This is a genomic window from Acinetobacter sp. WC-141, assembly GCF_000313935.1.
Classification (GTDB): domain Bacteria; phylum Pseudomonadota; class Gammaproteobacteria; order Pseudomonadales; family Moraxellaceae; genus Acinetobacter.
The window spans coordinates 36,706-62,681 of record NZ_AMSS01000066.1; the positions used below are offsets into that span (position 1 = coordinate 36,706).

At 40.6% G+C, this 25,976-nt stretch carries 18 protein-coding genes, 4 tRNA genes and 1 pseudogene; 13 read left to right on the plus strand and 10 right to left on the minus strand.

What is annotated here, in order from left to right; genetic code table 11:
• Positions 1–23 precede the first annotated feature (23 nt).
• The 4 genes from ACINWC141_RS13275 to ACINWC141_RS13290 all read left to right on the plus strand — a co-directional run bounded on the left by ACINWC141_RS13275 (position 24) and on the right by ACINWC141_RS13290 (position 6,895).
• Positions 24–1,439 (plus strand): TolC family protein, encoded by a 1,416-nt coding sequence (locus ACINWC141_RS13275; RefSeq protein WP_034678626.1) that lies wholly within the window; start codon positions 24–26, stop codon positions 1,437–1,439.
• A 2-nt stretch (positions 1,440–1,441) separates the two neighbouring features.
• The gene (locus ACINWC141_RS13280; protein ID WP_009391972.1) at positions 1,442–2,659 is read left to right on the plus strand and encodes an efflux RND transporter periplasmic adaptor subunit; all 1,218 of its coding nucleotides are present in this window, start codon (positions 1,442–1,444) and stop codon (positions 2,657–2,659) included.
• Positions 2,649–5,807, plus strand: a complete 3,159-nt coding sequence (locus ACINWC141_RS13285; protein ID WP_009392027.1) for an efflux RND transporter permease subunit — start codon at positions 2,649–2,651, stop codon at positions 5,805–5,807. Before ACINWC141_RS13280 ends, ACINWC141_RS13285 begins: the two co-directional genes overlap by 11 nt.
• A gap of 131 nt (positions 5,808–5,938) precedes the next feature.
• Complete coding sequence (locus tag ACINWC141_RS13290; RefSeq protein ID WP_009392042.1) at positions 5,939–6,895, plus strand: cation diffusion facilitator family transporter; 957 nt, start codon at positions 5,939–5,941, stop codon at positions 6,893–6,895.
• Positions 6,896–6,913: 18 nt separating this feature from the next.
• Here ACINWC141_RS13290 and ACINWC141_RS13295 read toward each other — a convergent pair whose 3' ends face one another.
• The gene (locus tag ACINWC141_RS13295) at positions 6,914–7,252 is read right to left on the minus strand and encodes a hypothetical protein (RefSeq protein ID WP_009391948.1); all 339 of its coding nucleotides are present in this window, start codon (positions 7,250–7,252) and stop codon (positions 6,914–6,916) included.
• Between the two features lie 274 nt (positions 7,253–7,526).
• Here ACINWC141_RS13295 and ACINWC141_RS13300 point away from each other — a divergent pair, with 274 nt between their 5' ends.
• Positions 7,527–8,474 carry a hypothetical protein gene (locus ACINWC141_RS13300; protein WP_009392017.1) on the plus strand — a complete coding sequence of 316 codons (948 nt, stop codon included), beginning with the start codon at positions 7,527–7,529 and terminating at the stop codon, positions 8,472–8,474.
• A 91-nt stretch (positions 8,475–8,565) separates the two neighbouring features.
• Here the strand turns inward: ACINWC141_RS13300 and ACINWC141_RS13305 are convergent.
• The 8 genes and pseudogenes from ACINWC141_RS13305 to ACINWC141_RS13340 form a co-directional block, all read right to left on the minus strand.
• Positions 8,566–8,641 (minus strand) — tRNA-Glu (locus ACINWC141_RS13305).
• A gap of 29 nt (positions 8,642–8,670) precedes the next feature.
• Positions 8,671–8,746, minus strand: a tRNA-Glu gene (locus ACINWC141_RS13310).
• Between the two features lie 121 nt (positions 8,747–8,867).
• Positions 8,868–9,768, minus strand: a pseudogene (locus tag ACINWC141_RS13315) (hypothetical protein).
• A gap of 120 nt (positions 9,769–9,888) precedes the next feature.
• Positions 9,889–11,310 carry an amino acid permease gene (locus tag ACINWC141_RS13320; RefSeq protein WP_009392011.1) on the minus strand — a complete coding sequence of 474 codons (1,422 nt, stop codon included), beginning with the start codon at positions 11,308–11,310 and terminating at the stop codon, positions 9,889–9,891.
• Between the two features lie 128 nt (positions 11,311–11,438).
• Positions 11,439–11,514 (minus strand) — tRNA-Glu (locus tag ACINWC141_RS13325).
• A 25-nt stretch (positions 11,515–11,539) separates the two neighbouring features.
• Positions 11,540–11,615: transfer RNA gene (locus ACINWC141_RS13330), tRNA-Ala, on the minus strand.
• 57 nt (positions 11,616–11,672) lie between these two features.
• Positions 11,673–13,181 (minus strand): glutamate--tRNA ligase, encoded by a 1,509-nt coding sequence (gene gltX, locus ACINWC141_RS13335; protein WP_009392019.1) that lies wholly within the window; start codon positions 13,179–13,181, stop codon positions 11,673–11,675.
• A gap of 116 nt (positions 13,182–13,297) precedes the next feature.
• Entirely contained in the window at positions 13,298–13,597 is a 300-nt protein-coding gene (locus ACINWC141_RS13340) for a hypothetical protein (protein WP_009392034.1), read from the minus strand.
• Between the two features lie 399 nt (positions 13,598–13,996).
• On the opposite strand from ACINWC141_RS13340, the gene ACINWC141_RS13345 reads away from it, so the two are divergent.
• From ACINWC141_RS13345 to ACINWC141_RS13380, 8 genes are all read left to right on the plus strand, one after another.
• Entirely contained in the window at positions 13,997–14,995 is a 999-nt protein-coding gene (locus tag ACINWC141_RS13345; protein WP_009392049.1) for a sulfate ABC transporter substrate-binding protein, read from the plus strand.
• Positions 14,996–15,226: 231 nt separating this feature from the next.
• Positions 15,227–16,150 (plus strand): 16S rRNA (cytosine(1402)-N(4))-methyltransferase RsmH, encoded by a 924-nt coding sequence (rsmH, locus tag ACINWC141_RS13350; protein ID WP_009392067.1) that lies wholly within the window; start codon positions 15,227–15,229, stop codon positions 16,148–16,150.
• On the plus strand, positions 16,150–16,482 hold the full coding sequence (gene ftsL / locus ACINWC141_RS13355; RefSeq protein WP_004789835.1) for a cell division protein FtsL: 333 nt from the start codon (positions 16,150–16,152) through the stop codon (positions 16,480–16,482). The genes rsmH and ftsL overlap by 1 nt, the downstream gene beginning before the upstream one ends.
• Before the next feature lie 11 nt (positions 16,483–16,493).
• Positions 16,494–18,326: a penicillin-binding protein PBP3 gene (gene ftsI, locus ACINWC141_RS13360; RefSeq protein ID WP_009391985.1), complete on the plus strand. Its 1,833-nt coding sequence runs from the start codon at positions 16,494–16,496 to the stop codon at positions 18,324–18,326.
• Positions 18,327–18,329: 3 nt separating this feature from the next.
• Entirely contained in the window at positions 18,330–19,829 is a 1,500-nt protein-coding gene (locus ACINWC141_RS13365) for a UDP-N-acetylmuramoyl-L-alanyl-D-glutamate--2,6-diaminopimelate ligase (protein WP_009391973.1), read from the plus strand.
• A gap of 8 nt (positions 19,830–19,837) precedes the next feature.
• On the plus strand, positions 19,838–21,238 hold the full coding sequence (locus tag ACINWC141_RS13370) for a UDP-N-acetylmuramoyl-tripeptide--D-alanyl-D-alanine ligase (RefSeq protein WP_009392021.1): 1,401 nt from the start codon (positions 19,838–19,840) through the stop codon (positions 21,236–21,238).
• Entirely contained in the window at positions 21,239–22,357 is a 1,119-nt protein-coding gene (gene mraY / locus ACINWC141_RS13375; protein WP_009391943.1) for a phospho-N-acetylmuramoyl-pentapeptide-transferase, read from the plus strand. It begins immediately after the preceding gene.
• 52 nt (positions 22,358–22,409) lie between these two features.
• A complete protein-coding gene (locus ACINWC141_RS13380) occupies positions 22,410–23,228 on the plus strand; it encodes a putative RNA methyltransferase (RefSeq protein WP_009391970.1) in 819 nt (272 codons plus the stop codon).
• A gap of 96 nt (positions 23,229–23,324) precedes the next feature.
• On the opposite strand, the gene ponA is transcribed toward ACINWC141_RS13380, so the two are convergent.
• Positions 23,325–25,886, minus strand: a complete 2,562-nt coding sequence (gene ponA, locus ACINWC141_RS13385) for a penicillin-binding protein PBP1a (protein ID WP_034678633.1) — start codon at positions 25,884–25,886, stop codon at positions 23,325–23,327.
• Between the last annotated feature and the right edge of the window lie 90 nt (positions 25,887–25,976).

Sequence of the window (25,976 nt, forward strand, 5' to 3'; positions counted from 1 at the left end):
CTTATTTATTGCGGGGCAAAAACATGTCTTCTATTTTTTCAACTCGAGTGAGTTCTACTTCTCACTTAGAGAGTAACGTTAAGATAACGTTAAAAAAGGTTTTAACAATATCAAGCCTATCTGTTGCGATGCTATTGGCTGGACAAGTAACGATGGCTCAATCTGAGATTCAACAAGAACGTTATATTCAAAAAGCAGCGTTTACTTTTGACCAAGCCTTAGAGCAGGTACAAAAATATCAAAGTCAGCAAGGTGTTTGGCAAGCACAGCAGCAAATGGCTGAGGCCAATTTAAAACAAAGTCGTTTATGGGCCAACCCAAGTCTTTCCATTGAACAAACGGGTTTCCAAAGTGATCAAGAAAAAGAACTCGCAATTGGAATTTCTCAGCCTTTGGATATTTTTGGCCAGCGTAAGGCTGCGCAAAATTTAGCAAAAGTGGAAATATCAAAAATTGATTTGGCTGAGCAGCGTTATCAAGCTGAGCTTGAATTAATCGTTAAATACTTTTGGTCACAAGTAGCTTTGCTTGAGCTTGAAAAGTCTCTCATTGCAGAGCAGCTATCTGTCAGCCAAGAAAATTTGTTGGCATCGGAAAAGCGTTATCAAGCAGGCAGTATTGCCCAAGTGGATGTAGACCGAGTGCGCATGTCTCACTTGGAAAACCAGCGTTTATATCAACAAGTTGATTTAAAACTTCAAGTTGCCAAGCAACAACTAGTCAACTTATGGGGCGGTGGCTCAAGTCAGTTTCAGCTATTCCAAAGTCCAAATCAGTTATGGGCATTGGCAGCGAATGTAGAACCCAGCCAAGATGCGCAAAATAATTTATTAGAGCGTTCTTTCCAGCTAGATGCTCTTGCGCAGCAAGCTAATATTCAACAGCTTAAAGCAAAAGCAAGACCACAACCTACTGTAACTTTAGGTGTTAATAGCACTCGTTCTCCAGAACAGAGTACAGATAATCAAATTCGTTTAGGTGTGGAAATTCCTTTAAATCTTTTTAATCGCCAGCAATATGGAATCAAGATTGCTCAGGCCAAACAAGAGCTATCTCAACGTCAGCAAAGCTTTTATCGACAGCAAAATCAGGTTGATATTGAAACCCTAATATCAGAGTTAAAAGGTTTACATATTCAGTTTAAACAACTGAATGATCAGCAAGTTCCTCTTGCTATTCAAGTTCAGCAAAAAACATTGCAAGGTTTTCGTTTGGGTAAGTTCGCCGTTACTGATGTTCAGCAAGCCACCATGCAATTGCAAGACGTACGCTTACGTAAAGTCGAGCTATTAAAACAAGCTTGGCAAAATTCAATTGAAATTCAAAGTTTGCGTCTTGGGTTAGAACCAGAACAGATCATGGCGAAAGATGCCTTAATGCAACTCAATCAACGTGCTTGGCAACAAAGTCAAACATTCCCAACTCAGGCAGGAGAATAATAATGTCGACAAATTTAAAGAAAAATTCTCAATGGCTTTGGGGCGGGGTGATTGCTGCAATCACTGCACTATTAATTGGTTTACTGGTTTTAAATTCAAAAAATAAATCTAATTCTTCCGAAGCTTCGGAAGGTCACGGGCATGCTGAAGAAGAGGGTGAAGAACACCATGAAGAAGGTGAAAAACCACTGCTACTCACTGCTCAGCAAATGCAGGAACAAAATTTAAAAATTGAACAAGCTGAACTAGGTGAAGTTCCTCTACTTCAAACTTATCCAGCTAAACTGGTGGTCAATACAGACCGTCAAGCCCATGTCTCACCAAGTTTTAGTGGTCGTGTCGAAGCGGTATATGTTGAATTGGGGCAACAGGTTAAAAAAGGGCAGGCTCTCGCAAGCTTATTGGTTCCAGATCTGGTCGATCAACAAGCGAATTTGCAAATTGCCCAGTCTAATCTTGATTTAGCGCGTCAGGACTATGAGCGTGAACGTAGCTTATGGTCTCAAGGGATTTCAGCCAAACAAGATTATCAACGAGCTTATAACGCCTATCAGCAAGCTCAAATTCAAGTTAAAGCAGCTCGTTCACGCTTAAGTGCATTCGGAGCGGGTTCAGGTTCAGGAGGACGCTATACCTTAACAGCGCCAATTGCTGGCGTGGTGAGTAATAAAGATATTGTGGTGGGAGAAAACGTACAGCTAGCAGATCAGCTTTTTATTATTAATCAGCTTGATCAGTTGTGGCTTGAGTTTATTTTACCAAGCACCGCAAATCTGAATTTACAGCCAAATCAGCAGATTGAATTTAAATCTTTGCAAACTGGGAATGTATTTAACGCTCAAGTCCAAAGCTTAACAACAGAGGCCGATGCTCAAACGGGTCGTTTACAAGTGCGTGCCAAGGTCTTGGCAAATAGTAGTGAATTGCGTCCGAACTTGATGGTTAACGTCGAGCTAAATTCAGGTTCAACACAAAAAGTGACACGTGTAAAGGCTCAAGCGATTCAACAAGTCGAAGGTAAAGACGTTATCTTTACCCCCAAAATGGTCAAAACAGGCTTTGAGTTTGAACCTGTGACGGTACAGTTGGGGCAACGTTCTAAAGATGGTCAATGGGTCGAAGTTGTAAAAGGTATTAATCCAAGCCAGCGCTATGTTGCAGAGGGCAGCTTCTTGCTGAAATCCGAACTGGAAAAGGGAGAGGCGGAGCATGGACATTAATAAACCGGAGCTGCCCAAACCACAGGGACTGTTTGACAGAATTATTCAGTTTGCTATCCAAAATGCCATTTGGGTCATGCTATTTGTACTGACATGGATTGGAGTCGGGATCTGGAGTTATCAAAAGCTTCCTATTGATGCAGTTCCAGACATTACCAATGCTCAGGTCCAGATTAATACTCAAGCAAATGGATATACCGCTTTAGAGGTCGAACAGCGGATTACCTATCCTATTGAAAATGCGATGGCTGGAATTCCCAATCTGGAACAAACCCGCTCTATTTCCCGTTATGGCCTTTCCCAAGTCACCATTATTTTTAAAGATGGAACCGATATTTATTGGGCAAGACAACTGATTAATCAGCGACTTCAAGAGGCGGACGGACAACTGCCTGAATCGGTTGACCCGGTGATGTCTCCTGTTTCAACGGGATTGGGTGAAATTTACCAATGGGTGGTAAAAGCAAAATCTGGTGCTAAGAAAGCAGATGGCACGGCCTATACAGCCATGGACTTGCGTGAAATTCAAGACTGGATTGTACGTCCTCAATTACAGCGGGTGAAAGGCGTAGCCGAAATCAATAGTATTGGTGGCTACAATAAAACTTATATTGTATCGCCTGATTTAAAACGTTTGCAGCAGCTTCAGATTTCAATCAATGAATTTCAAACTGCTCTGCAAGAAAACAATGAAAATCGCGGTGCAGGTTTTATTGAAGAAAATGGAGAGCAACTCACCGTTCGTGTGCCGGGCATGCTAAGTAGTGTTGAAGATATTCAAAATATTACTGTGAGTACCAAAAATGGTTTACCAATTCGTGTGGCAGATGTGGCAAATGTCTCTATTGGGCATGATTTAAGAACAGGTGCTGCAACTTATAACGGTGAAGAAACCGTTCTTGGTATTGCCATGATGATGATGGGGGAAAATAGCCGTACCGTTGCTCAGGCGGTTGATAGCAAAATTAAGGAAATTCAGTCTACATTACCCAAAGGTGTCGAAATCGAAACGGTTTATGACCGGACGAGCTTGGTAAATAAAGCAATTGCAACGGTGCAGAAGAACCTTGTAGAAGGAGCGATTCTGGTTATTGTGATTTTGTTTATTTTTCTAGGAAATTTTCGAGCAGCTTTAATTACAGCCTGCGTTATTCCACTTTCGATGTTATTTACTTTGACCGGTATGGCTGAACAAAACATTAGTGCCAACCTCATGAGCTTAGGAGCGCTTGATTTCGGGATTATTGTAGATGGCGCAGTTGTTATTGTAGAAAACTGTATTCGACGTCTAGCAGAAGCACAGCATGCTTTACATCGCCCCCTTACACGAGCTGAGCGATTCAAAGAAGTATTCCTTGCAGCAAAACAGGCCCGTCGACCACTTATTTTTGGGCAAATGATTATTTTGGTGGTCTATTTACCTATTTTTGCTTTATCTGGTGTTGAAGCCAAAATGTTCCATCCAATGGCTATGACTGTAGTGATGGCGTTATTGGGTGCCATGATTCTTTCTGTGACATTTGTACCTGCGGCAGTTGCTCTTTTTGTTACGGGTGAAGTGAAAGAAAAAGAAACACGTTGGATGTTACTTTTAAAGCAAAAATATCGAGATATTCTCGATCAGGCTTATCAGCTTAAGCTTGTGATTGTTAGTTTTGCATTAAGTATTTTAGTGCTCACAGGTGTGTTAGCTACCCAAATGGGCAGTGAATTTGCACCGCAACTTAGTGAAGGTGATTTTGCCTTGCAGCAAATGCGTTCACCGAGTACTGGGCTCGAGCAATCACTGCGAATGCAGGAAAATACTGAAAAGCTCATTTTGAAAAACTTTCCAGAGGTAAAGGCTGTTTTTGCACGCACAGGAACGGCTGAGGTTGCAACTGATGTGATGCCACCTAATATCTCTGATGCGGTTATTTTGCTTAAACCGCATGACCAATGGCCAAACTCTAAAGAAACGTTAGATGAGCTACGTTCGCGTATGCAAGCTTTCTTGGCGACATTACCAGGCAATAACAGCGAGTTCTCTCAACCGATCGAACTACGTTTTAATGAGCTGATTTCAGGCATTCGTAGTGATATTGGTGTCAAGATTTTTGGCGATGATATGCAAGTTCTTAATGAACAAGCTCAAGCATTTGCTCAAAAAATACAGACGATTTCTGGTGCTACTGCCGTTAAGGTCGAACAAACTAGCGGTTTGCCTGTATTGAGTATCGAAATTAATCGACCTTTGGCTGCACAATACGGATTATCTGCAAAAGCTATTCAAGATATTGTGGCGGCAAGTGTCGGTGGACAAAATGTAGGGCAGATTTTACAAGGTGATAGACGATTCGATTTTGAAATTCGTTTAGAGGACCAGCAACGTACAATTCAAAACTTAGCCCAACTTCCGATTCAGCTACCTAATGGTGGACTCATCCAGCTTCAAGATGTCGCTAAAGTTGAGCGTACCTCAGGCTTAAATCAGGTTGGGCGTGAAAATGGTAAGCGTCGAGTCATTATTACCGCTAACGTAGAAGGACGTGACTTAGGATCATTTGTTCAAGAGTTAAGAACAACGCTTGCAAAAGAACAACTGCCAGCAGGCTATTGGTTGGAATATGGCGGTCAGTTTGAAAATCTTGCCTCAGCTGCTGCACGAATGAAAATTGTTGTGCCATTGGCGCTTGCTATGATTTTCATTCTACTCATGGCTGTATTCCATAATGTTAAAGAAAGCTTGCTGGTGTTTAGCGGCGTTCCGTTTGCTTTGTCGGGTGGTCTTATTGCCCTTTGGCTAAGAGATATTCCACTGTCTATGTCGGCAGGTGTGGGTTTTATTGCCTTATCAGGTGTTGCAGTTTTGAATGGTCTGGTGATGCTGAGCTTTATTAAAGAGCTTAGAGAAAAATTTGATATTCAAACTGCAACATGGAACGGGGCGATCTTACGTTTAAGACCTGTACTCATGACGGCTTGTGTCGCGTCACTTGGTTTTATTCCAATGGCTTTGGCAACTGGAACAGGTGCAGAAGTCCAGCGGCCTTTGGCAACTGTTGTTATTGGTGGCATTATTTCATCTACGATATTAACTTTGGTTTTATTACCAGTCATTTATCGATGGATGAATGAAGGCAAGACGAAAAGCGTTGAGCATTCATAGTGTCATCGATTTGAGATATCTTTTTTGATTACAGAATTTAAGTCGAAAAAGTGTTTGTAGGAGTTAAAAGTAATGTGTCTTCATCGTTACTTTTAACTCATCATAAAGATAAATAAAAAGGAGTCCGCAAAATGGGTGGACATCATGGTCATGATCATAGTCATGCTGTAGTGACTGAAGGTAATGCTAAGAAATTAACGATTGCTTTGGCACTTACTACAACATTTTTAATTGTTGAAGTTATTGCAGGTTTAATCACGCAAAGTTTGGCATTGCTCTCTGACGCTGCGCATATGTTTACAGATGCAGCTGCTTTAGCAATTGCTTTGGTTGCCATTCAAATTTCAAAGCGTCCCGCCGATAATAAACGTACTTTTGGCTATCAGCGCTTTGAAATTCTGGCCGCTTTATTTAATGCGCTCATGCTGTTTGTGGTGGCGGTTTATATTTTATATGAGGCCTATATCCGCTTCTCTAAGCCACCTGAAATTCAAAGCGTGGGTATGCTCATTGTGGCGACCATTGGTTTAGTGATTAACCTCATCTCAATGAAAATTCTAATGTCGAGTGCCAATAACAGTCTAAATGTGAAAGGCGCTTATTTAGAAGTATTAAGTGATGCACTGGGTTCGGTAGGCGTTATTATCGGAGCACTTATCATTTACTTCACCAACTGGTACTGGATTGACACGCTTATTGCGGTACTCATTGGCTTTTGGGTGTTACCGCGTACATGGATTTTGCTTAAACAGAGTATTAATATTTTGCTCGAAGGCGTACCAGAAGAAGTAGATATTGAAAAGTTACGTGCAGATTTGCTTTCTTTAAATGGTGTTGAGAGTATTCATCAACTTAAAGTATGGGCGATTACTTCTAAAAATATCCATTTAACGGTGCACTTGTTTGCGCCACAAGCTGATCGGACCAAGCTCTATCAAGATGCTGTTGAAATGCTTTCTCATGAACATGGTATTGGCGAAGTGACGTTGCAAATTGAAGACGATGCCGAGATCAATTGTCAGCATATTACTCAACATGCTTCACACGAGCATGACGATAATGACAAAGAACATTCACATCAGCATTAAGCTGATGTGAATACTTTTTTAAATTTCCCATTCGTGATTGCAGTCACGACATTTCCAGTGTTTTTGTGACTGCATAAATGCTTGCATAGACAATTTAAAGTCCGGCAAATCACGCCAGAACATGAAACCTGCCCCTACAGTCACAACAAAAACAACTACTGTTGCAATTTGAAGAGTGCTACCTGCACCATTGCCAAAAATCCACATAAAAATGCTAATCACAACCAAGAGTAAAAGCATAAAAAGTGCAGGGATTAAGATCGCAAGGCTTTTAGGAACTGCTGGTTTTACACTGTTAATACCTTGGCTTACAGGCATAATTTTAACACTTTGACATTGAGGGCAACGATATTGCATGAGAACTCCACATTCAGTTTGAATCTATTCTAACGGAAATGACGAAAAAGAAAAAAATTTGTAAGATATGGATGAAGTGCTTGGAGCTAGCAAAAAATTAATTTTGAATAAACAACGAAATACAAAAAGTAGATGATTTATGCGTACACATAAAATTTAAAATAATATTGTAGAGCATGCTAATCTACAGAAAAATGAAGTGTGATTAGCACTATAAATGAGCTTAAATACTCGTAAATAGGACATGGAATAAATATAAAAAGGAGAGAAGGACTTGGGTCAACAAGATGACAATGAGTCGAAGCCTACAACAACACCATCAGTTGTAGCCACCCCAGATACCGCAAAACCGTCATTATCTCGTCGATTACTGCATAAGACATTGCAACATGCCCAAGATGCAGTTGGGTTTGCTAGCGACACCACACGTAATATTGCAGAGGTGGCGGACGCTGCATTAGGTGCACTCGATCAAGTGACTACGCACACTAGACGTGGAGTTGTCGGAATGACAAATCTGGCGGCAGGCACTGTACGAGATATGGTGTCTGAAACCAGCGAAACCGCACGCCAAGTCGCGTTGATCATGGCTCGTACATTTTTGGGGAAGAGTACCTTAACGTTGTACTTACCTGAAATGTTATTAAATAATCAAATCCGTAAGCGCATAGACCGCTCTGAAATTGATGATATTAAAATCAAGTGTGGCAATGACAGTTTTCAAGTCGAGATTGATGGGCATTACCACCGTTTCATGTACCGTTTAAGTTTGGATTTTAAAGTCTTGGAATGTCGTATTGGGCAGGAAAAATTTTTGCGCCTACGTCAAATGGATGAGAGTCTCGATGTACAGATTCGTCACGGGGGAACGCTGTCAAATTGGGCTGTTCGCCGTATTGGTCGAGTTGGCTTTGAAGTCGTAAATATGTTGCCCATTCCATCACTCATTAATCATTTGATTGGGGATATTCCCGGCATTCAACGCGATGGTCACCGTATGTGGTTTATTGACCTAGAGCAAGCAGGGTTTATTGACTTTATTAATAACCGTTCATGGATGGTTGAAAAGCTTTTGAGTCTGACAGATTTTAGTATTTTACCTGGTTTAAATATTTTGAGAGAAAGCCGGGAGCTGGTTCAGCAATTGGTAGATCAATTTGAAATTAGAGGATTACGAGTACAGTCGGGTCGTCTTGAAGTACAAGTGGGAATTGCAAGTTAATTTAACATAGGAAAAGCGAGTCATTGATCGGCTTTTTATTTTTTAGGCAAGAAAAAAAACCACTGACATTATGCAGTGGCTTTTTAGAATTTGGCGTCCCTACGGGGATTCGAACCCCGGTTACCGCCGTGAAAGGGCGATGTCCTAGGCCTCTAGACGATAGGGACATATGTGAGGCATACATCTGAAAAATTACTGGCGTCCCTACGGGGATTCGAACCCCGGTTACCGCCGTGAAAGGGCGATGTCCTAGGCCTCTAGACGATAGGGACGTTTCAGAGGTGGGCGTATATTAGGGCGATTTAATAAAAGTGTCAAATAGTTTTCTGAAGAAATATTAAAAAAAACAGTCAAGTGCTTAAAAATAACTCATATTGTAGAAAATATATACATTTATCCCTCATTTTTCTTGGAAAGGCTCAATAATTGCCTTTATAACGGAGGGATGTTGTAAGTATCCTAAAATCTCGTGTGGCTGATTGGCGAAGGTGAAAATTTTCTGATTAATAATAGGGGGATCAAAGTTAAATGGAGCTTCACATAATGGAAATGCAGTCAAAAAATCATCTTGAGAGTAAAAATTAAACCATTCACCGTGAATACATGGTGGCCTGACAATAGGACTGGGCAGCTTACTTTGAATAACCCGAAAAGATAAAGGAGAAGCTAAAGTTATAAACCTTTTAATTGAAAAACGATGTGAGGGGTTTGAAAATAGGTTAAAAGCAATCACTGAACCGAGAGAGTGTGCAACGACAATATAATCTTCCTCTTCTCGCATTTTCTTTAAAATCCGTTCATTCACTTCTTGCATAAATTCAGGGTTAGATAAGTACATATAAGTTTCAATCAAAAACTGCTGTATCAAGCTTTCATGCAATTTAGGGAAGTTATTTAAAAGAACAACTAACTCTTTGAGTACCCGATCTTTTACGAGCTGAGAAGTGAGATAAAGTCGTTCTGAAAAGCTTTTTTCAGCTGGGTCGGTTGCTAGGGGTAATAATGGGACAAATGGCGTGTGTTCTTTAGTGGGAGGATTATTATGATGGAAGTGAATGGGTAAATAATTATTTAAAAATGATTTAGGTAATAAAGTGTTAAGGTCTAGTTGATTGCTTAACTGATATTTAGTCATCAGATCGCCATAAAATGGCATATGAATATGAAGATCGCGCACATTAATTTTGCAAGGCATCTGTTTTAGACCGAGCTTAAATACTTTTAACCAATGCTCTTTCAAGCGATGCGCTGTGTAATTCTGTTGATTCATCCCGTGGATAAATATAATTTTCATTCTATACAAGGAATTGTTTTTAATATAAATTTTAATCTACAACGGTACGTTATATAAAACCAGTATGTAGACAAAAAAAAGTGTAGCTTTTTGCTACACTTTGATTTCACACCAAGAGATTTAAGCCTTGTTGCGATAAAAAATAAAATAGCTGACATAACATAAAGCTGTAAAAATAAGACAGCCTATAAAACCAGCGCGCATTTCAGGGTCTGCTGCCATACTTAAACAAGTAATAAAACAGAAAACGAAACCTAAAATCGGCACAATAGGAAATAAAGGAGCTGCATATTGTAAGTCTTTAACTGTATGGCCAGATTTGTACCATTGGCGACGGAAATTAAATTGGCTTAAACAAATGCTCATCCAGACAATAACCATGGTAAATGCTGCAACGCCAAGCAGATTTTTAAAAATAGTCTCTGGTGCAAATTGCTCTGATAACAAGCCTGGAATTGCTCCAAACATTGTTACCACTAGAGCAACAATCGGTGTTCCACTTTTTGAAAGCGTAGCAAATACACTAGGTAATAATTTTTGCTCTGACAATGACCACATCATACGTGAAGCGGCGTAAAGTCCTGAGTTTGCTGCTGAAAGTAAAGCCGTAATAATTACAAACCGAATAATGTCATCCGCATATGGAATGCCAATATAATTAAATACAGTAACAAATGGACTGCTACTTACGCTTTCACCGCCTAAACCTGCAAGCTGGAAGGGAAGCAAAGCGCTAATAACAATAATGGTACCCACAAAGAAAATAAGAAGACGCCAAATCGCGGCATTAATTGCTTTGGGTACATTCTGAGCTGGATCTTTGGTTTCACCTGCTGCTACACCAATTAATTCAGTGCCTGAGAAAGCAAAGTTAACAATCAGCATGGTGGTAAAAATAGGAATTAAACCATGTGGGAACCAGCCTTGAGCGGTAAGATTGCTAAATAGCGGTGCAGTTTGGCTGCCATGAAAAGGGATTAAACCAAAAATTGCTAATAGGCCAAGCACAATAAAAGCAATAACGGTAATGACTTTAACAAGAGCTAGCCAAAATTCAGACTCAGCAAAAATGCGAGTTGAACTAATATTTAAGCCAAAAATAGTGATTGCAAAAACAATTGTCCATATCCACATTGAAATATGTGGGAACCATTCCTGCATGAGTAATGCTGCGGCTGTGAATTCAGTTCCAAGCGTTGCAGTCCAGGTTAGCCAGTACATCCAAGAAATCATATAGCCTGTACTAGGGCTGATATATTTTTTTGCATAGGCACCAAAAGAACCTGAGACAGGCATGTGTACAGCAAGCTCTCCTAGGCAAAGCATGACCATATAAGCGATCGCGCCACCAAGAATATACGCAATAATTGCGCCAATAGCTCCAGTTTGTGAAATGACTTCCCCTGAACCTAAAAATAAGCCAGTTCCGATTGCTCCGCCTAGTGATAGCATAACAAGATGGCGAGTGCTCATGGCTCTTTTTAAAGGTGCAGTACTGTTCTGATGCTGATGAGCATCTAGTTGATTGTCAGATGGCTGCATATTACACATTGAGAGAATTAAGAAAGACGCTATTTTAGATAAAATAGACAAATGTGCAATCTAGAAAGAGATAAAGAATAAACAGTAAGGTGACGATAGAGTCTTTTAATAATTTTTAAAGCAGAATATGGCGTCCCTACGGGGATTCGAACCCCGGTTACCGCCGTGAAAGGGCGATGTCCTAGGCCTCTAGACGATAGGGACTTGATGAGGCAAACACAAAGGAGCGTGGTGGAGTCAAGCGGGATCGAACCGCTGACCTCTACAATGCCATTGTAGCGCTCTACCAACTGAGCTATGACCCCAGTTTGTGTGAGCGCAATATTAGGGTGAATGCGCTCACACGTCAACAAAAAAGTGAATTAAGCTTCGCTAGTTGCTTCATTTTTCGGCAATTTTAAGCTCTCATTGAGTTTTTCCCAATTTTTAACTTCTTTCTTGCTTGGTCCACCAACAATTTCTAAGGCGCGGCGTAAACGAGCAAAAGTTAAATCAGGTCCAAGGGTGACCATTGACTGCATTACAGGGGTTGAGCTGGTTGAACCCGCAATTGCGATAAAGAACGCTGGCATGAAATCGCGTAATTTAATCTCCATCTGGTTCGCAAGATCCATTAGAGTTTGGCTCACAGTGTCATTATTCCAAGTAAACTGGCCTTCAAGACGCCAAATTGCAAATTGTAAACTTTGACGGACTTGCTCTTGAGTCAATTTTTTACTTTCAAACATTTCCGCGGTAATTTGTGGCATATGGTTAAAATAGAAACCAGCCCAATTCACGGCTTCTGAAAGTAAATTAATACGTGGTTGAATGGCAGCTGCAATATCTTCTAAAGTGCTGCGGTCACTCTTCCATGTTAATAAACGGTCTAATAATTGGCCAGGGGTTAATCCTTTGATCCATTGACCATTTAACCAATTCAGTTTTTCAACATCAAAAATTGGGCCACCTAGTGATACACGTTGAATATCAAAGCTATCCATCATGTCTTGTAGCGTAAACACTTCACGCTCATCTGGCATTGACCAGCCCATACGGCCTAAATAGTTTAATAAGGCTTCTGGTAAAACGCCGATATCGCGGTAGTAGTTAATTGATGTCGGGTTCTTACGTTTAGATAATTTTGATTTATCTGGGTTACGCAACAATGGCATATGGCAGAGTGTTGGCATTTCCCAACCAAAATATTGGTAAAGCAACTGATGCTTCGGTGCCGATGGAAGCCATTCTTCACCACGTAATACATGAGTGATTTCCATTAAATGGTCATCAACCACATTCGCTAAATGATAAGTCGGTAACCCATCATTTTTAAGAAGAACTTGCATGTCGACTTGTGCCCAAGGAATTTCAACTTCCCCGCGTAATAGGTCATTAAATTTGCAAATACCTTCTTCAGGTACTTTCATACGGATGACGTGGGGTTCACCAGCTTCTAAGCGACGTGCTACTTCTTCTTGAGAAAGCTTCAATCCACGACCGTCATATTTTGGTGTTTCACCACGTGCTTGTTGTTCTGCACGCATCTGGTCTAGTTCTTCGGCTGTAGCGAAACAGTAAAAAGCATGACCTTTTTCAACAAGTTCTAATGCGTATTGCTTATAAATTCCCATACGTTCAGATTGGCGATACGGTGCATGAGGGCCACCTACATCTGGACCTTCCGACCAATTTAGACCTAACCAACGCAATGAATCTAAAATCATTTTTTCAGATTCTGGTGTAGAGCGAAGCTGGTCTGTATCTTCAATCCTTAAAATGAATTCTCCGCCATGTTGTTTCGCAAAACACATGTTGAATAAAGCGATGTAGGCAGTGCCGACATGAGGAAAACCGGTAGGGGAAGGTGCAATACGAGTACGAACTTTCATAGGTAATGGGTCAAAATAAAAATTGAAACTATTATAACGAAAAAGCCCAGTATTCTGACGTTTTATTTAACATCAGACTGGGCTAAAACTGAAACGAAGAGGGGATGTTTCAGGTTTTAAGAAGCATGCGGCTGAAAGATTGCCTGAACAAAACGTGAAAAACGCTCATGCTGAGCGGCAAGAAAATTTTGAGTTGGTGTAACACGAATAGTATTGAGTACTTTAAGCTCATCATCTGTAGAAGGTAATACAATAGGATTACGTTTCTGCTGATCTAAAGCTTTTTCAATAAGCGAAGTCTGCTTATCTGATCCAGTTTTGTTTGGAGTATCTTTAAGTACTGCTGCTGCAGAAAATTGTGATGCAAAACCTAGCACCAAACTTAAGCTTAACGCTTTTCCATAATGAATTTTCATTATTAATCATCCCCTCTGTTCATTACATTTCATCTTTTTTTTGAGTTTAACAAAATGTAAAATTACGGTAATGCTACGATTTAAACATAAATCTTAATAAAAAAGTGGAACTGTGTCACACTTTTTACAAAATTTACCTATATTTTAATCTGGTCGACGCAAATGTAGACCATATGTATCCTTTACGCTTCATTATTTAACAAATTAATGTGTAGATAAAGTGAATGCTCTCATTAAGTTGTAAGAATAATTACAAAATTTTTCAAAAATGAAATAACTTAGACATCTTAATCTATATCTTTTAAAGAGATTAATAAAAAATATATTAATATAAGTAATTGATTGTAAATTATAAAATTAAAAATATAGTAAAACTAAAACCAATGATGGATTTTGTAAATGAAAAAAATATCAATAATGGCTGTAGCTGTGTACTTGGGAATGGCAACAGCAGCTCAGGCCGCTACTTCTTTTTTAAATGTTTCTTATGATCCTACCCGAGAATTTTATCAAGAATATAATCAGGCTTTTGGTAAGTTCTGGAAGCAGCGTACAGGACAGGATGTTGAATTTAAACAGTCGCATGGTGGCTCTGGTAAACAAGCTCGGGCAGTAGCTACGGGTCTAGAAGCCGATGTTGTAACTTTAGCGTTAGCAAATGATATTGATGAGATTGTGAAAGCAGGTTTTATCCAACCGAATTGGCAAAAAGAATTTCCAAATAATTCTGCGCCTTATACTTCGACTGTAGTATTTCTCGTGCGAAAGGGTAATCCGAAAAATATACGTGACTGGAATGACTTAACCAAACCAGGTGTGGAAATTATCACCCCTAATCCTAAAACAGGGGGTGCACCGCGTTGGATTTATTTGTCTGCATGGGGTTATGCCTTAAAACAACCGGGCGGCAATGATGCTAAAGCTCGTGAGTTAGTTAAAAAGCTTTATCACAATGTAAAAGTGCTTGATTCGGGAGCACGCGGTTCATTAACAACATTTGCTGAGCGTGGAATTGGTGACGTTTTATTATCATGGGAAAACGAAGCTTTATTGGCAACTAAAGGGCTTGATAAAGATAAATATGAAATCGTTTATCCCTCAATTTCAATTTTGGCAGAGCCATCCGTCGCGATTGTAGATAAAACCGTAGATAAAGATGGGAACCGAACTTTAGCAAAAGGTTATTTGAACTTTTTATATTCACCCTTAGGGCAAGAGCTGGCTGCTAAACATTATTTCCGACCACGTAATGCTCAAGTGGCCGCTAAATATGCAGCACAATTCCCAAAAATTAAATTATTCACCATTAATGATGTTTTTGGCGGCTGGGCTAAAGCCCAAAAAACTCACTTTGCTAATGGGGCTGTCTTTGATCAAATTTATGATGGTAAGCAGTAAATAAAATGATTTAAAAACACGAGTCAAAAAAGAAAACTTAAAAGGTAAATATTCATAAAGAAAGCAAGCAAACTTAAAAAAGTGAGCTTGCTTTCTTTTTTTGCTTAAAAAATGCTAACAAAACGGTTTTATCTATGAAAAATTAATATTTTCCTACAAAAAGCCGTTTGGCGTTGGTCATAAACAAGGTGATAATGTGCAGTTACATTTTTACGCAATGATTTAACACCTATGTCGCATATTTCTGTCTTACTTTTTGAGACCGTTGAGAGCTTATTGGCAGATCGCACAACAGGGGTGTATATCGATGCAACCTTCGGACGAGGTGGGCATACACGTTTATTGCTCTCTAAACTTGATGAAAATGCACGAGTGTATGCATTTGATAAAGATCCTCAAGCATTGGAAGTTGCTGCTGCTTTGGCACAAGAAGATCCAAGATTTACCATCATTCATGCCAGTTTTGCTGATATTAAAGAGAAGATGCAGGAAATTGGCGTAATGAGTGTTGATGGCATTATGGCCGATCTAGGGGTGTCATCTCCTCAACTTGATCAGGCAGAGCGTGGGTTTAGTTTCATGCAAGATGGTCCGTTGGACATGCGAATGGATAATTCTAAGGGTTTAACTGCAGCTGAGTGGTTACTTGAAATTGAAGAAGAACAATTAGCAAATATTATTTATCAATATGGTGAAGAGCGTTATAGTCGACGTATTGCTAAAGCCATTAAAAACGCTGGAAAACTAGATACAACCGCTCAATTGGCGGAAATTGTTAAAACAGCTCATCCAAAATGGGAAAAACATAAACATCCAGCGACACGTACATTTCAGGCTATTCGAATTGCTATTAATAAAGAGCTCGAAGATATTGAAGTATTTTTGCCGCAAGCTGTAGACTTACTCAAACCAGAAGGACGTTTGTCTGTTATTAGTTTCCATTCTCTTGAAGACCGACTGATTAAGCAGTTTATTCAAAAAGAATCTACCTTAGCAGAAGATTTTGGTTGGGGAATGCCTGAGCAGCGGGTAGATACGAGAAGATTGAAGAAAATTTCACGGGTTCGTGCGAGCGAAGAAGAAGTAAAAGCGAACCCTCGGTCACGTAGTGCATGGCTTCGGGTTGCTGAACGCTTGGAAGAAAAAGGCGCGTAATGAAAAGCAGTGATGAAATCGCAACCACAGAAAACAAAGTGGTGAAAAAAGTTGTGGTGTATACAGTATTGGTGGCGCTTGTTTTTATAAGTGCCATGATGGTGGTATTTCAAGTATTTGAATATCGTCATGATTATAGAGAGCTTAGCTCTTATATGCGTGAACGAGATGATCTCAATGCTGAATGGGGGCGTTTGCTTATTGAGCAACAAACCTTTGGTGCAACGGCACAGATTGGTACGCGTGCTGTAACTCAGCTACGGATGTTTTCGCCACCGGCTGCAGAAACGGTGGTAATTTCTTTACCAATGACCTCAGAGCAAAATAAGTAAGGCCTTGCTGTATGGTAGATAAGCGAACAAAACAAACACGGAAAAAACAGCAGTCTATTTCGGAAAAACCAACTCTTGCCTTTGATATGTGGCGGTTTTATCTGCTCTGGGCAGTAGTGTTGCTCTGTTTTGTTGTTTTAATTGCACGTGCATTTTATGTACAAGTAATTAATAAAGATTTTTTACAAAACAAGGCCAATGCCAATATTTTGCGTACTGAGCGTATAGAAGCCATGCGTGGCGTGATTAGTGATCGCCATGGTGTACCTTTGGCTATTAGTACACCCATCATGAAAATCGTAATGGATCCACGTGATTATTTCGATACCAAGCACTTATATGACCAAATTACAGCGGAATTAAAGAAAGATCCGAATAATCGTAAATTAAAAAGACAATTACCCGATAAAAACTTAAATCTTGATGAGTTGGCGGATGTCGTTGGTTTAGATCGTGCCGATCTAAAAAAACAGATGAATGCGCGCCCGCGTTCTCGATATTTGGTTCTGAAAAAAGAAATCCCACCGCAACAGGCTGACCTCATTATGAAAGGTAACTTTCAAGGGGTATATGCCGAAAAAACATATAAACGTTATTATCCTCAACCACAGCCAAATGCCCAGATTATTGGTTTAACCAACAGTGAAGGCCAAGGGATTGAAGGTTTGGAAATGCAGCTCAATAAACAGCTGTCGGGTGTGGATGGTGAGCAAAAAATTATTCGTGATAAGCGCGGGAACCGCTTAAAAGTTTCAGAGGTTATTCGTGAGGGTGAACCAGGGGAAAATATCACTTTAAGTATCGACTCTCGTTTGCAATACATTATGTATCGAGAGCTGACCGCAGCTGGTGTTGCAAATAATGCCCGCTCGGCAACAGCAATTGCTGTTGATGTTAAAACAGGTGAAATTTTGGCAATGACCAGTTGGCCGTCATATAACCCGAATGATAAAAACGGGCTATCTAATAAAGATGCCATGCGTAACCGCGGTGCGATTGATATGTTCGAGCCGGGTTCAACCATGAAGCCATTTACAATTTCTTCTGCATTAGAAACTGGTCAATATACGCCTAATACAATTGTAAATACTTCCCCAGGCTCAATGCGTTTAGGTTGGCATACGATTCGTGATACCCATAATTATGGTGCTTTAACTGTAAGTGGCGTGATTATTAAGTCTTCAAACGTGGGTTCTGCAAAAATTGCATTGTCACTGCCGAAAGAAACACTGCCGAGCTTCTTTAATCGTGCCGGTTTTGGTAAACGTTCGGCTGTGAAATTTCCAGGCGAAAGCTCAGGTTTAGTGCTTCCGGTAAGTAAATTAAACTCTTCCCAAATTGGTACCATGGCTTATGGTTATGGCTTAAACGCGACTATTCTTCAGTTAGCGCAAGGCTATGCAATGCTTGCAAACCATGGACAGAAGATGCCTTTAAGTCTACATAAGTTAGATCAGCCACCTAAAGGTGAGCAAGTTCTTGCTCCAAAAATTGCCGATCAAGTTTTACTCATGCTAGAGCAGGTTACGATGCCTGGCGGTACTGCAAAGCAAGCTAATATCCCAGGTTATCGTGTGGGTGGTAAAACAGGTACAGCTCATAAACTTCGTGCAGACCGCAAGGGTTATTCAAATAATGAATACCGTGCTTTATTTGCTGGTGTAGCTCCAATTAGTGACCCGCGTTTAGCTGTTATTGTCGTGGTTGAAAATCCGCAAGGCCGTTATTACGGTGGTTTGGTTGCTGCCCCTGTTTTTGCACGCATTATGCAAGAATCATTGCGTTTAATGAATGTGCCGCTTGATAAGCCCCTTGATACTTCAGTAAATCCTATTCGCAGGTAAGCTATGTCTGTTTCTTTTCAAGAACTCAATCCAGCCGAGATTGATGCACAGTGGTCTAAACAGCCTTTTCAGGGCTTTAGTTTAGACAACCGTAAGGTTGAGTCAGGCCAAATCTTTATTGCTTTGACAAGTTATAGCCAGCCTGAAAAAACGCGTACATTTGCTGAAGCAGCTTTAGCAAATGGAGCGTTGGCTATTATTAGCGAAACCGAATTAGGTGTTGCAAATGAATGGGTATGCCCTGATGTACGTCAGCGCATGGGCGAATGGCAAGAGCGTTATTTACAACATATAGATCCTGTTACACCAGCACGTCTTGTTGCAGTAACAGGCACAAACGGTAAAACGACGATTTCACGTTTAGTTGCTGAATTAATTAGTTCACAACAACAGCGCTGTGCCGTGATGGGCACAACAGGTAATGGTATTTTGCCTGACTTAACGCCATCAACTCATACTACGCTCGATGCTTTACAACTACAAAATGCATTACATGATTATGCTAAACAAGGTGCAACTTTTGCTTCTTTGGAAGCAAGCTCACATGGCTTAGAGCAAGGTCGTTTAAATGGTTGTGCGATTGAAATTGCTGTTTATAGTAATTTGAGCCGTGATCATCTTGATTATCATGGCACTTTAGAGGCATACGCAGAAGCAAAGGCGCTTTTATTCCGTTTCAACTCTCTAAAAGTAGCTGTTATTAATCTTGATGACGAACATGCTGCGCTAATGATAAATGCAGCAAAACAAAATTCTGCTCAGCCAAAGATTCTGACGTATTCGCTTACTCAAAATACGGCTGATTATTATATTAGTGATCTAAGTTACAGTTTGGCAGGGGCGACTTTTAATTTAGTCAGCCCGCAAGGTTCTTTTGCTGTTCAAAGTCCATTATTGGGGCATTTCAATGTTGAAAACCTGATTGCAGCACTTATTGCTGCTGAGCAAGCAGGTTTTGATTTAGAAGCTTTAGTTACTTTTGTTCCTAAGCTTATTGGTGCGCCAGGACGAATGCAGGTTATTCGTGATGGTGAGCGTTTATTTGTTGTAGATTATGCACATACACCTGATGCGTTGATTCAGGTGCTCAAAACTTTAAAACGACATGTTTCTAATCAGCTTTGGGCAGTATTCGGATGTGGTGGGGACCGTGACCGTGGTAAACGTCCACTCATGACTCAAGCAGCTTTGGATGGGGCGAATCCGATTATTCTGACTTCAGATAATCCAAGAACTGAAGATCCCGAACAAATTTTTGCTGATATGAAGCAAGGAATTGATTTCTCTGGACATCGCATGCAGGAAATTCATGATCGCCGTGAAGCAATTAAGTTTGTTGCACAGCAAGCTCAAGCTGGTGATATTGTGGTTATTGCTGGTAAAGGCCATGAAAATTATCAAGAAATTAATGGTGTGCGCCACTGGTTTGATGATGCTGTCGAAGTACAATCAGCAATTGCTGCACAGCACCATACCGTAGATGCTGCTTACCCTGCACAATAGGATTATTTATGCATACTTCAACCACCAGTACCGTGCCTTTGGAACCGTGGACAGCTCAACAATTACAACAGGCAACGCAGGGCTATTGGCATAAAGACCAAATCCCTCAAACTGAAATTAAACGTATTTTGACGGATTCACGTCATGCAGAAACTGGGGATGCCTTTTTAGCACTTAAGGGTGAACGTTTTGATGCACACAACTTTGTAGCTCAGGTTGCAGCGAATGGTTGTCAAATCGCAATTGTTGAACGCCCTTTAGATGTCGATATTGCACAGTTGGTTGTTGCCGACACTCGCTTGGCTTTGGGGCAACTCGGCGCTTATCGTCGTGAGCAAAACACACAGTTAAAAGTGATTGCTTTAACAGGCAGTAGCGGTAAAACCACAACTAAAGAAATGTTGGGAAGTATATTATCGCGCTTAGCTCCGACATTAATCACTCGTGGTAATTTAAATAATGACCTTGGTGTACCCATGATGTTGCTAGAGCTTCGCAAGGAACATCAATATGCGGTGATGGAATTGGGTGCAAGCCATCAAGGTGAAATTGACTATACTTCTAAATTAGTTCAGCCGCATGTTGCAGGCATTTTGAATATTGGGACTGCTCATTTAGGTGAGTTTGGCGGGCGTGAAGGTATTTGCCGCGCTAAATCGGAAATTTATCGTCATATTTTGCCAGATGGCGTTGCAATCGTTCCGCAACAAGATGACTTCACTGCTGAGATTCTTGAAGCTGCAAAAGCGCATCGTATTTCTACATTTGGTGTAGGTGGCGATGTGTATGCAACAGATATTGAATTATTGCCTCAATCAACAAATTTTATTCTACATACGCCTCAAGGCAGCAGTGCAGTTAAGCTCCCTTTTGCCGGTGAGCATAATGTTCAAAATGCAACTGCGGCTGTAGCCTTTGCCTTAGCGCTTGGGATTGGGCTTGAAGATATTGTTCAAGGCTTAGAGCAAGCTCAGGGTGCTAAAGGGCGTCTGAACTTTATTCAAAAATCTCCTTACTTATTTATTGATGATACTTACAACGCCAATCCAAGTTCTATGCGCGCTGCTGCACAAGTATTGTTGCAGCAACAAGGCATAAAAGTGATGGTCATGGGTGATATTGGTGAGTTGGGAGATAGCAGTTGGCAAGAACATCACGATTTAGGCCGTGATCTTGCCGGGCTTCCTTTAGATCATATTATTGCAGTTGGGCAGTTTGCTTCAGCCGCTCTCGAGGGTGCAGACTCTCATTCCAATAAAGTGAAAGCATTTCAGACACAAGCTGAGGCGCTTCCATTTCTAATCAATCTAATCCAAACACATCAACCACAGTCCATGAGTTTCCTGTTTAAAGGTTCTCGCTTTACACATATGGAAACGTTGATGGCTGATTTGATGGAGAAACTTTAAATGCTGTTATGGTTGTTTGAACAACTTGCGGGCTATCACAGTTCGTTTCAGGTCGTTCGTTATTTAACATTACGTTCTTTACTCAGTGTATTAACTTCACTGACCATTGGTTTGGTCCTCGGACCGATCATGATTCGTAAATTACAAGCGTTAAAGTACGGTCAGGCAGTAAGTTCATTTGCTCCTGAGAATCATGCTAAAAAGATGGGTACACCAACCATGGGCGGGATTTTAATTCTGCTTTCAATTGGTATTAGTACTTTACTTTGGGCGGATTTATCTAACCCTTATGTCTGGATTGTGCTTGGTGTAATGGTCGTGTTCGGTGCCGTGGGCTGGGCCGATGACTGGATTAAAATTCGCTATAAAGACAATGCAGGTTTACCTGCCCGTAAGAAGTTTTTCTGGACCTCTGTTGCATCACTTGGTGCCGGTATTGCTTTATATTTAATTGCGACCCAACAATCTAATGAAGCTTACACGGCAAACATGCTGGATTTATTGATTCCATTCTTTAAGAATCTTTCAATTCCACTCTCAATTGTTCCGTTAGGCTTGGCTTTTATTGTATTTACTTATCTGGTCATTAATGGTGCCTCTAACGCGGTTAACTTAACTGATGGTTTAGATGGTTTAGCAATCATGCCGGTTGTAATGGTGGCCACTGGTCTAGGTGTATTTGCTTACTTGTCAGGTGACATTCGTTTTGCTAACTATTTGCATATTCCATATGTGAAATATACCTCTGAGCTTGTTGTGATCTGTTCTGCCATGATTGGTGCAGGTTTGGCATTTCTTTGGTATAACGCACATCCTGCTCAAATCTTTATGGGTGATGTTGGCGCGTTAGCTTTAGGTGCGATGCTGGGAACAATTGCTGTTATGGTACGCCAAGAAATCGTATTTGCGATTATGGGTGGTGTGTTTGTAATGGAGGCAGTATCAGTATTCCTGCAAATTGGATCGCTACGGATGCGCAATAAACGCGTGTTCTTAATGGCGCCGTTGCATCATCACTATGAAAAGCAGGGCTGGAAAGAAACCCAAGTTGTGATCCGTTTTTGGATTATTACAATTATATTAGTAGTTTTAGGTCTAATGACTTTAAAATTGCGTTAAGAAAGGTTTTAACTAGAGCCGGCATTGCCGGCTTTTTTATTGAGAGAAAAACATGAGCGTATTGATGTGTCCTGTTTGCCGTCAGCCTTTAGATCTAATGGATAAAACTTGGCGATGCGAAAAAGGACATAGTTATGATGTCGCTAAACAAGGTTATGTGAACTTACATGTTGTGCAGCATAAACATAGTAAAAATCCTGGAGACACACCAGAGTCAGTCGACGCGCGACGAGCTTTCTTACAAGGGGGGTATTATCAGCCTTTACAACATGCTGTAGTCGCTTTGTTAAAACAGCTAGGCGTAAAAACTGTACTTGATATTGGGTGTGGCGAAGGCTATTACACAAGTGCCATGCAGCAAGTCGTTAAGCAATGTGTCGGTGTTGATATCGCAAAAAATGCAGTACAGCGTGCAGCAAAGCTTAATGCTGAAGTAACTTGGGTTGTGGGAACAGGAGCGACTTTACCTGTGCTTAATCAAAGCATGGATGCATGTACCAGTCTGTTCAGCCCAATTCCACAAGCAGAAATTGCACGTGTTTTAAAAAATGAAGGCTATTTAATTGTCGTCACGCCAGCCTCTGAACATTTGTATGCAATGCGTGAGGCTTTATTTGAGCAGGTTAACCCTCACACACCAGAAAAGTTTGTAGAGCAGTTACAAGATTTGTTTGAACTCAGGCAAGAGCAAATTATTAATGCACCCTTTGTGCTTGATCAACAGGCCTTAAAAAATCTGATTGCTATGACGCCTTATGCGTATAAAGCTTCTCCTGAGCGCCGTTCGCAGTTAGAGCAGCAGTCACAATTAGAAGTAACGGCATCTTTTCAAATTTATGTCTTTCAGAAACGCACAAAAGAAACCATTTAACGACCTATTTTTAAGAGCGCAAAAAAGAAGCCATCTGATGATCTGTTTTTAAGAGCGCAAAAAAAAGAAGCCATCATCAGATGGCTTCTTTTTTTGCTATTCAATCTGATTAATCAGATTTTCTAGTTCATCTTTTTCTCGCTTCGGTGCGGTTTCCTGTGAAGGTCGCATGGTAGGAGGCGCAGCCTTAGATGGAATAATAATTTCTTCACCCGGTAAATCAGAGAAGTCATTGTCATTACTCAGTTTTGGTTGCGGAGGTGCTGGGCGATAGAGCGGACGCGCTAATGGTGGAGCCGCACGATAAGTTTTCTTATCGCCTACTTCAGTAACGGTTTGTTGTTTGTCACGAGAAATAGGGCCTTGAGCATCTTTATCTAAACGAACCCACGCTGCTGGCGTACCTTGCAATGCTTGACCCATAAAGTTAATCCAGATCGGTAATGCTGCAATACCACCATATTCACGGCGGCCAAGCGTAGTCGGTTGGTCAAATCCAACCCATGCTACAGTCACTAACTTGCCGTTAAAGCCTGCAAACCATGCATCTTTTGCATCATTCGTAGTACCTGTTTTACCACCTAAATCACTACGGCCAATTTTAAGCGCAGCACGACCTGTACCATGCTCAATTACATCACGCAAGATGTTCGCCATATCGTAAGCAGAGCTTGATTTTAAGATACGTTGAGCTTGGCGATATTGACTGTTGTTTTTATCAGTCTGTTTAAGATTGAGCTGCTGAGCGGCCTTTTCCTTCTGCTCTACGTCTTTATTCGTAACTTCGATGACTTCATCATCAGTCGTTGTAGTTTTTTGCTCATCATCTGTTGTGTCAGGTGCATTAATACATGGAATGCATGCATATTCTGGTTTGGCTTCATAAATGACTTTGCCATAAGCATCTTCAATACGTTGAATGAAATGCGGTTGCACGCGGTAACCGCCATTTGCAAATGTTGCATAACCAGTTGCCATTTGAATTGGCAATACTTGAGGAGTACCTAAGGCAATGGTGTAGTTACGTGGAATTTGATCTTCTTGTAAACCAAAATCCATAAATAATTGGCGAGTACGTTCAATCCCTACAGTTTGTAGAAGTCTTACTGATACGGTATTACGAGACAAATATAAAGCACGACGTAATGGGATCATACCTAAGTAACGCCCATCAGAGTTTCGCGGTGTCCATTTGCCAATCGTAATTGGGCTATCATTCACCATGCTATACGGTGTCATACCTCTTTCTAATGCTAAAGCATAGAGGAAAGGCTTAATTGTAGAACCTGGTTGGCGCCAGCCTTGCAAGGCACGGTTAAATTTCGATTGATAGAAATTATAACCACCTACAATTGCTTCAATTGAACCATCATTTGGGTTAATTGCAATAAGTTGACCTTGAACTTTTGGAACCTGAACTAAAGACCATGCTGTTTTTGCATCATTTGGACGTAAACGAACAATATCTTTAACTTTAACAATTTGAGAGGCACGGGAAGGGGCACCACCTACACTATTTGCATTGCGATAGGGACGGGCCCATGACATACCTGACCACTGTACAGTAACTGTTGTGCCATCTTGCATTAATGCGTCAAAAGAGCTGCTATTTACCTTAGTGACTTGTGCAGGATAGGTGTTGGCATATGCTCTAAATTCACTTAATGGTTTGTCGTGCGCTTCTGCACCGCGCCAGCCATGACGACGGTCATAAGCTTCAAGGCCATCTTGCACAGATTTTTCTGCAATCGCTTGGCGTTTAGCATTGATGGTTGTATAGACTTTATAACCCGAGTCAATTGCTTGTTCGCCAAAATGCTTGACTAGTTCTGAACGAACCATTTCGCCTGCATACGGGTGAATATTATTTAGTTCCCGATTGGGCATATTGAGGTTGATCGGTTCAGCTACAGCTTTTTGATATTCTGCTTGAGAGATATAACCCAGCTGTAACATACGACCTAAAATCCAGTTACGGCGTTCAAGTGCACGTTCAGGATTAACCACAGGATTGTATTTAGACGGTGCTTTTGGCAAACCTGCAATCATTGCCATTTGAGCAATGCTGAGCTCATTAATGCTTTTGTTGTAATAAATTTTGGCTGCTGCTGCGATACCGTAGGCATTTTTTCCTAAGAAGATTTTGTTCACATAAAGACTGAGAATTTCTTCTTTAGTTAAATTCTGCTCAATTTTTCGAGCCAAAAAGATTTCGGTTATTTTACGTTTTAATGTTCTTTCTGGGCTCAAATAATAGTTCTTGGCAACCTGCATGGTAATGGTTGAACCACCAGTTTGCACATCAGAACCAGTCACACTTTCACTTAAAGCACGCCCTAAACCTTTAAAACTGATCCCGCTATGTTCAAAGAAAGAAGAGTCTTCTGCTGCTAAAAATGCATGAATAAAAGCAGGAGGAATTTGTTTGTATTCAACCGGAATAGAAAGCTTACCACCATACTCTGCAATCAGTTGATTATCTGATGTGTAGACCTGTAGTGGTTTTAAAAGCGGAGCTTTCTTTAGTGAACTCATTTCGGGGAGCGATGGGGCGATATAGAGATACATGCCATAAAAGCCCATCGGAAGTGAGACTAAGATAATAATAATGATCAAAAAAATTGGACGCACGAAGCCCAAACTGGATAGCTTTTTCATGATAAGTAAGCTTTAATAAGATCGAATACAAACTAATTGTGGTCAGTATAGCCTTTAGACATGCGGATTGTTAGATGAGATATTGTATCC

Bases quoted from the DNA above. Each gene is read 5' to 3' on its own strand.
- ponA (WP_034678633.1), bottom strand. From the start codon at position 25,886: ATGAAAAAGCTATCCAGTTTGGGCTTCGTGCGTCCAATTTTTTTGATC.
- ACINWC141_RS13285 (WP_009392027.1), top strand. From the start codon at position 2,649: ATGGACATTAATAAACCGGAGCTGCCCAAACCACAGGGACTGTTTGAC.
- ACINWC141_RS13345 (WP_009392049.1), top strand. From the start codon at position 13,997: ATGAAAAAAATATCAATAATGGCTGTAGCTGTGTACTTGGGAATGGCA.
- ACINWC141_RS13380 (WP_009391970.1), top strand. From the start codon at position 22,410: ATGAGCGTATTGATGTGTCCTGTTTGCCGTCAGCCTTTAGATCTAATG.
- ACINWC141_RS13290 (WP_009392042.1), top strand. From the start codon at position 5,939: ATGGGTGGACATCATGGTCATGATCATAGTCATGCTGTAGTGACTGAA.
- ACINWC141_RS13320 (WP_009392011.1), bottom strand. From the start codon at position 11,310: ATGCAGCCATCTGACAATCAACTAGATGCTCATCAGCATCAGAACAGT.
- ACINWC141_RS13275 (WP_034678626.1), top strand. From the start codon at position 24: ATGTCTTCTATTTTTTCAACTCGAGTGAGTTCTACTTCTCACTTAGAG.
- ACINWC141_RS13295 (WP_009391948.1), bottom strand. From the start codon at position 7,252: ATGCAATATCGTTGCCCTCAATGTCAAAGTGTTAAAATTATGCCTGTA.
- mraY (WP_009391943.1), top strand. From the start codon at position 21,239: ATGCTGTTATGGTTGTTTGAACAACTTGCGGGCTATCACAGTTCGTTT.
- rsmH (WP_009392067.1), top strand. From the start codon at position 15,227: ATGTCGCATATTTCTGTCTTACTTTTTGAGACCGTTGAGAGCTTATTG.
- ACINWC141_RS13340 (WP_009392034.1), bottom strand. From the start codon at position 13,597: ATGAAAATTCATTATGGAAAAGCGTTAAGCTTAAGTTTGGTGCTAGGT.
- ACINWC141_RS13370 (WP_009392021.1), top strand. From the start codon at position 19,838: ATGCATACTTCAACCACCAGTACCGTGCCTTTGGAACCGTGGACAGCT.
- ftsL (WP_004789835.1), top strand. From the start codon at position 16,150: ATGAAAAGCAGTGATGAAATCGCAACCACAGAAAACAAAGTGGTGAAA.
- ACINWC141_RS13280 (WP_009391972.1), top strand. From the start codon at position 1,442: ATGTCGACAAATTTAAAGAAAAATTCTCAATGGCTTTGGGGCGGGGTG.
- ACINWC141_RS13365 (WP_009391973.1), top strand. From the start codon at position 18,330: ATGTCTGTTTCTTTTCAAGAACTCAATCCAGCCGAGATTGATGCACAG.
- ftsI (WP_009391985.1), top strand. From the start codon at position 16,494: ATGGTAGATAAGCGAACAAAACAAACACGGAAAAAACAGCAGTCTATT.
- gltX (WP_009392019.1), bottom strand. From the start codon at position 13,181: ATGAAAGTTCGTACTCGTATTGCACCTTCCCCTACCGGTTTTCCTCAT.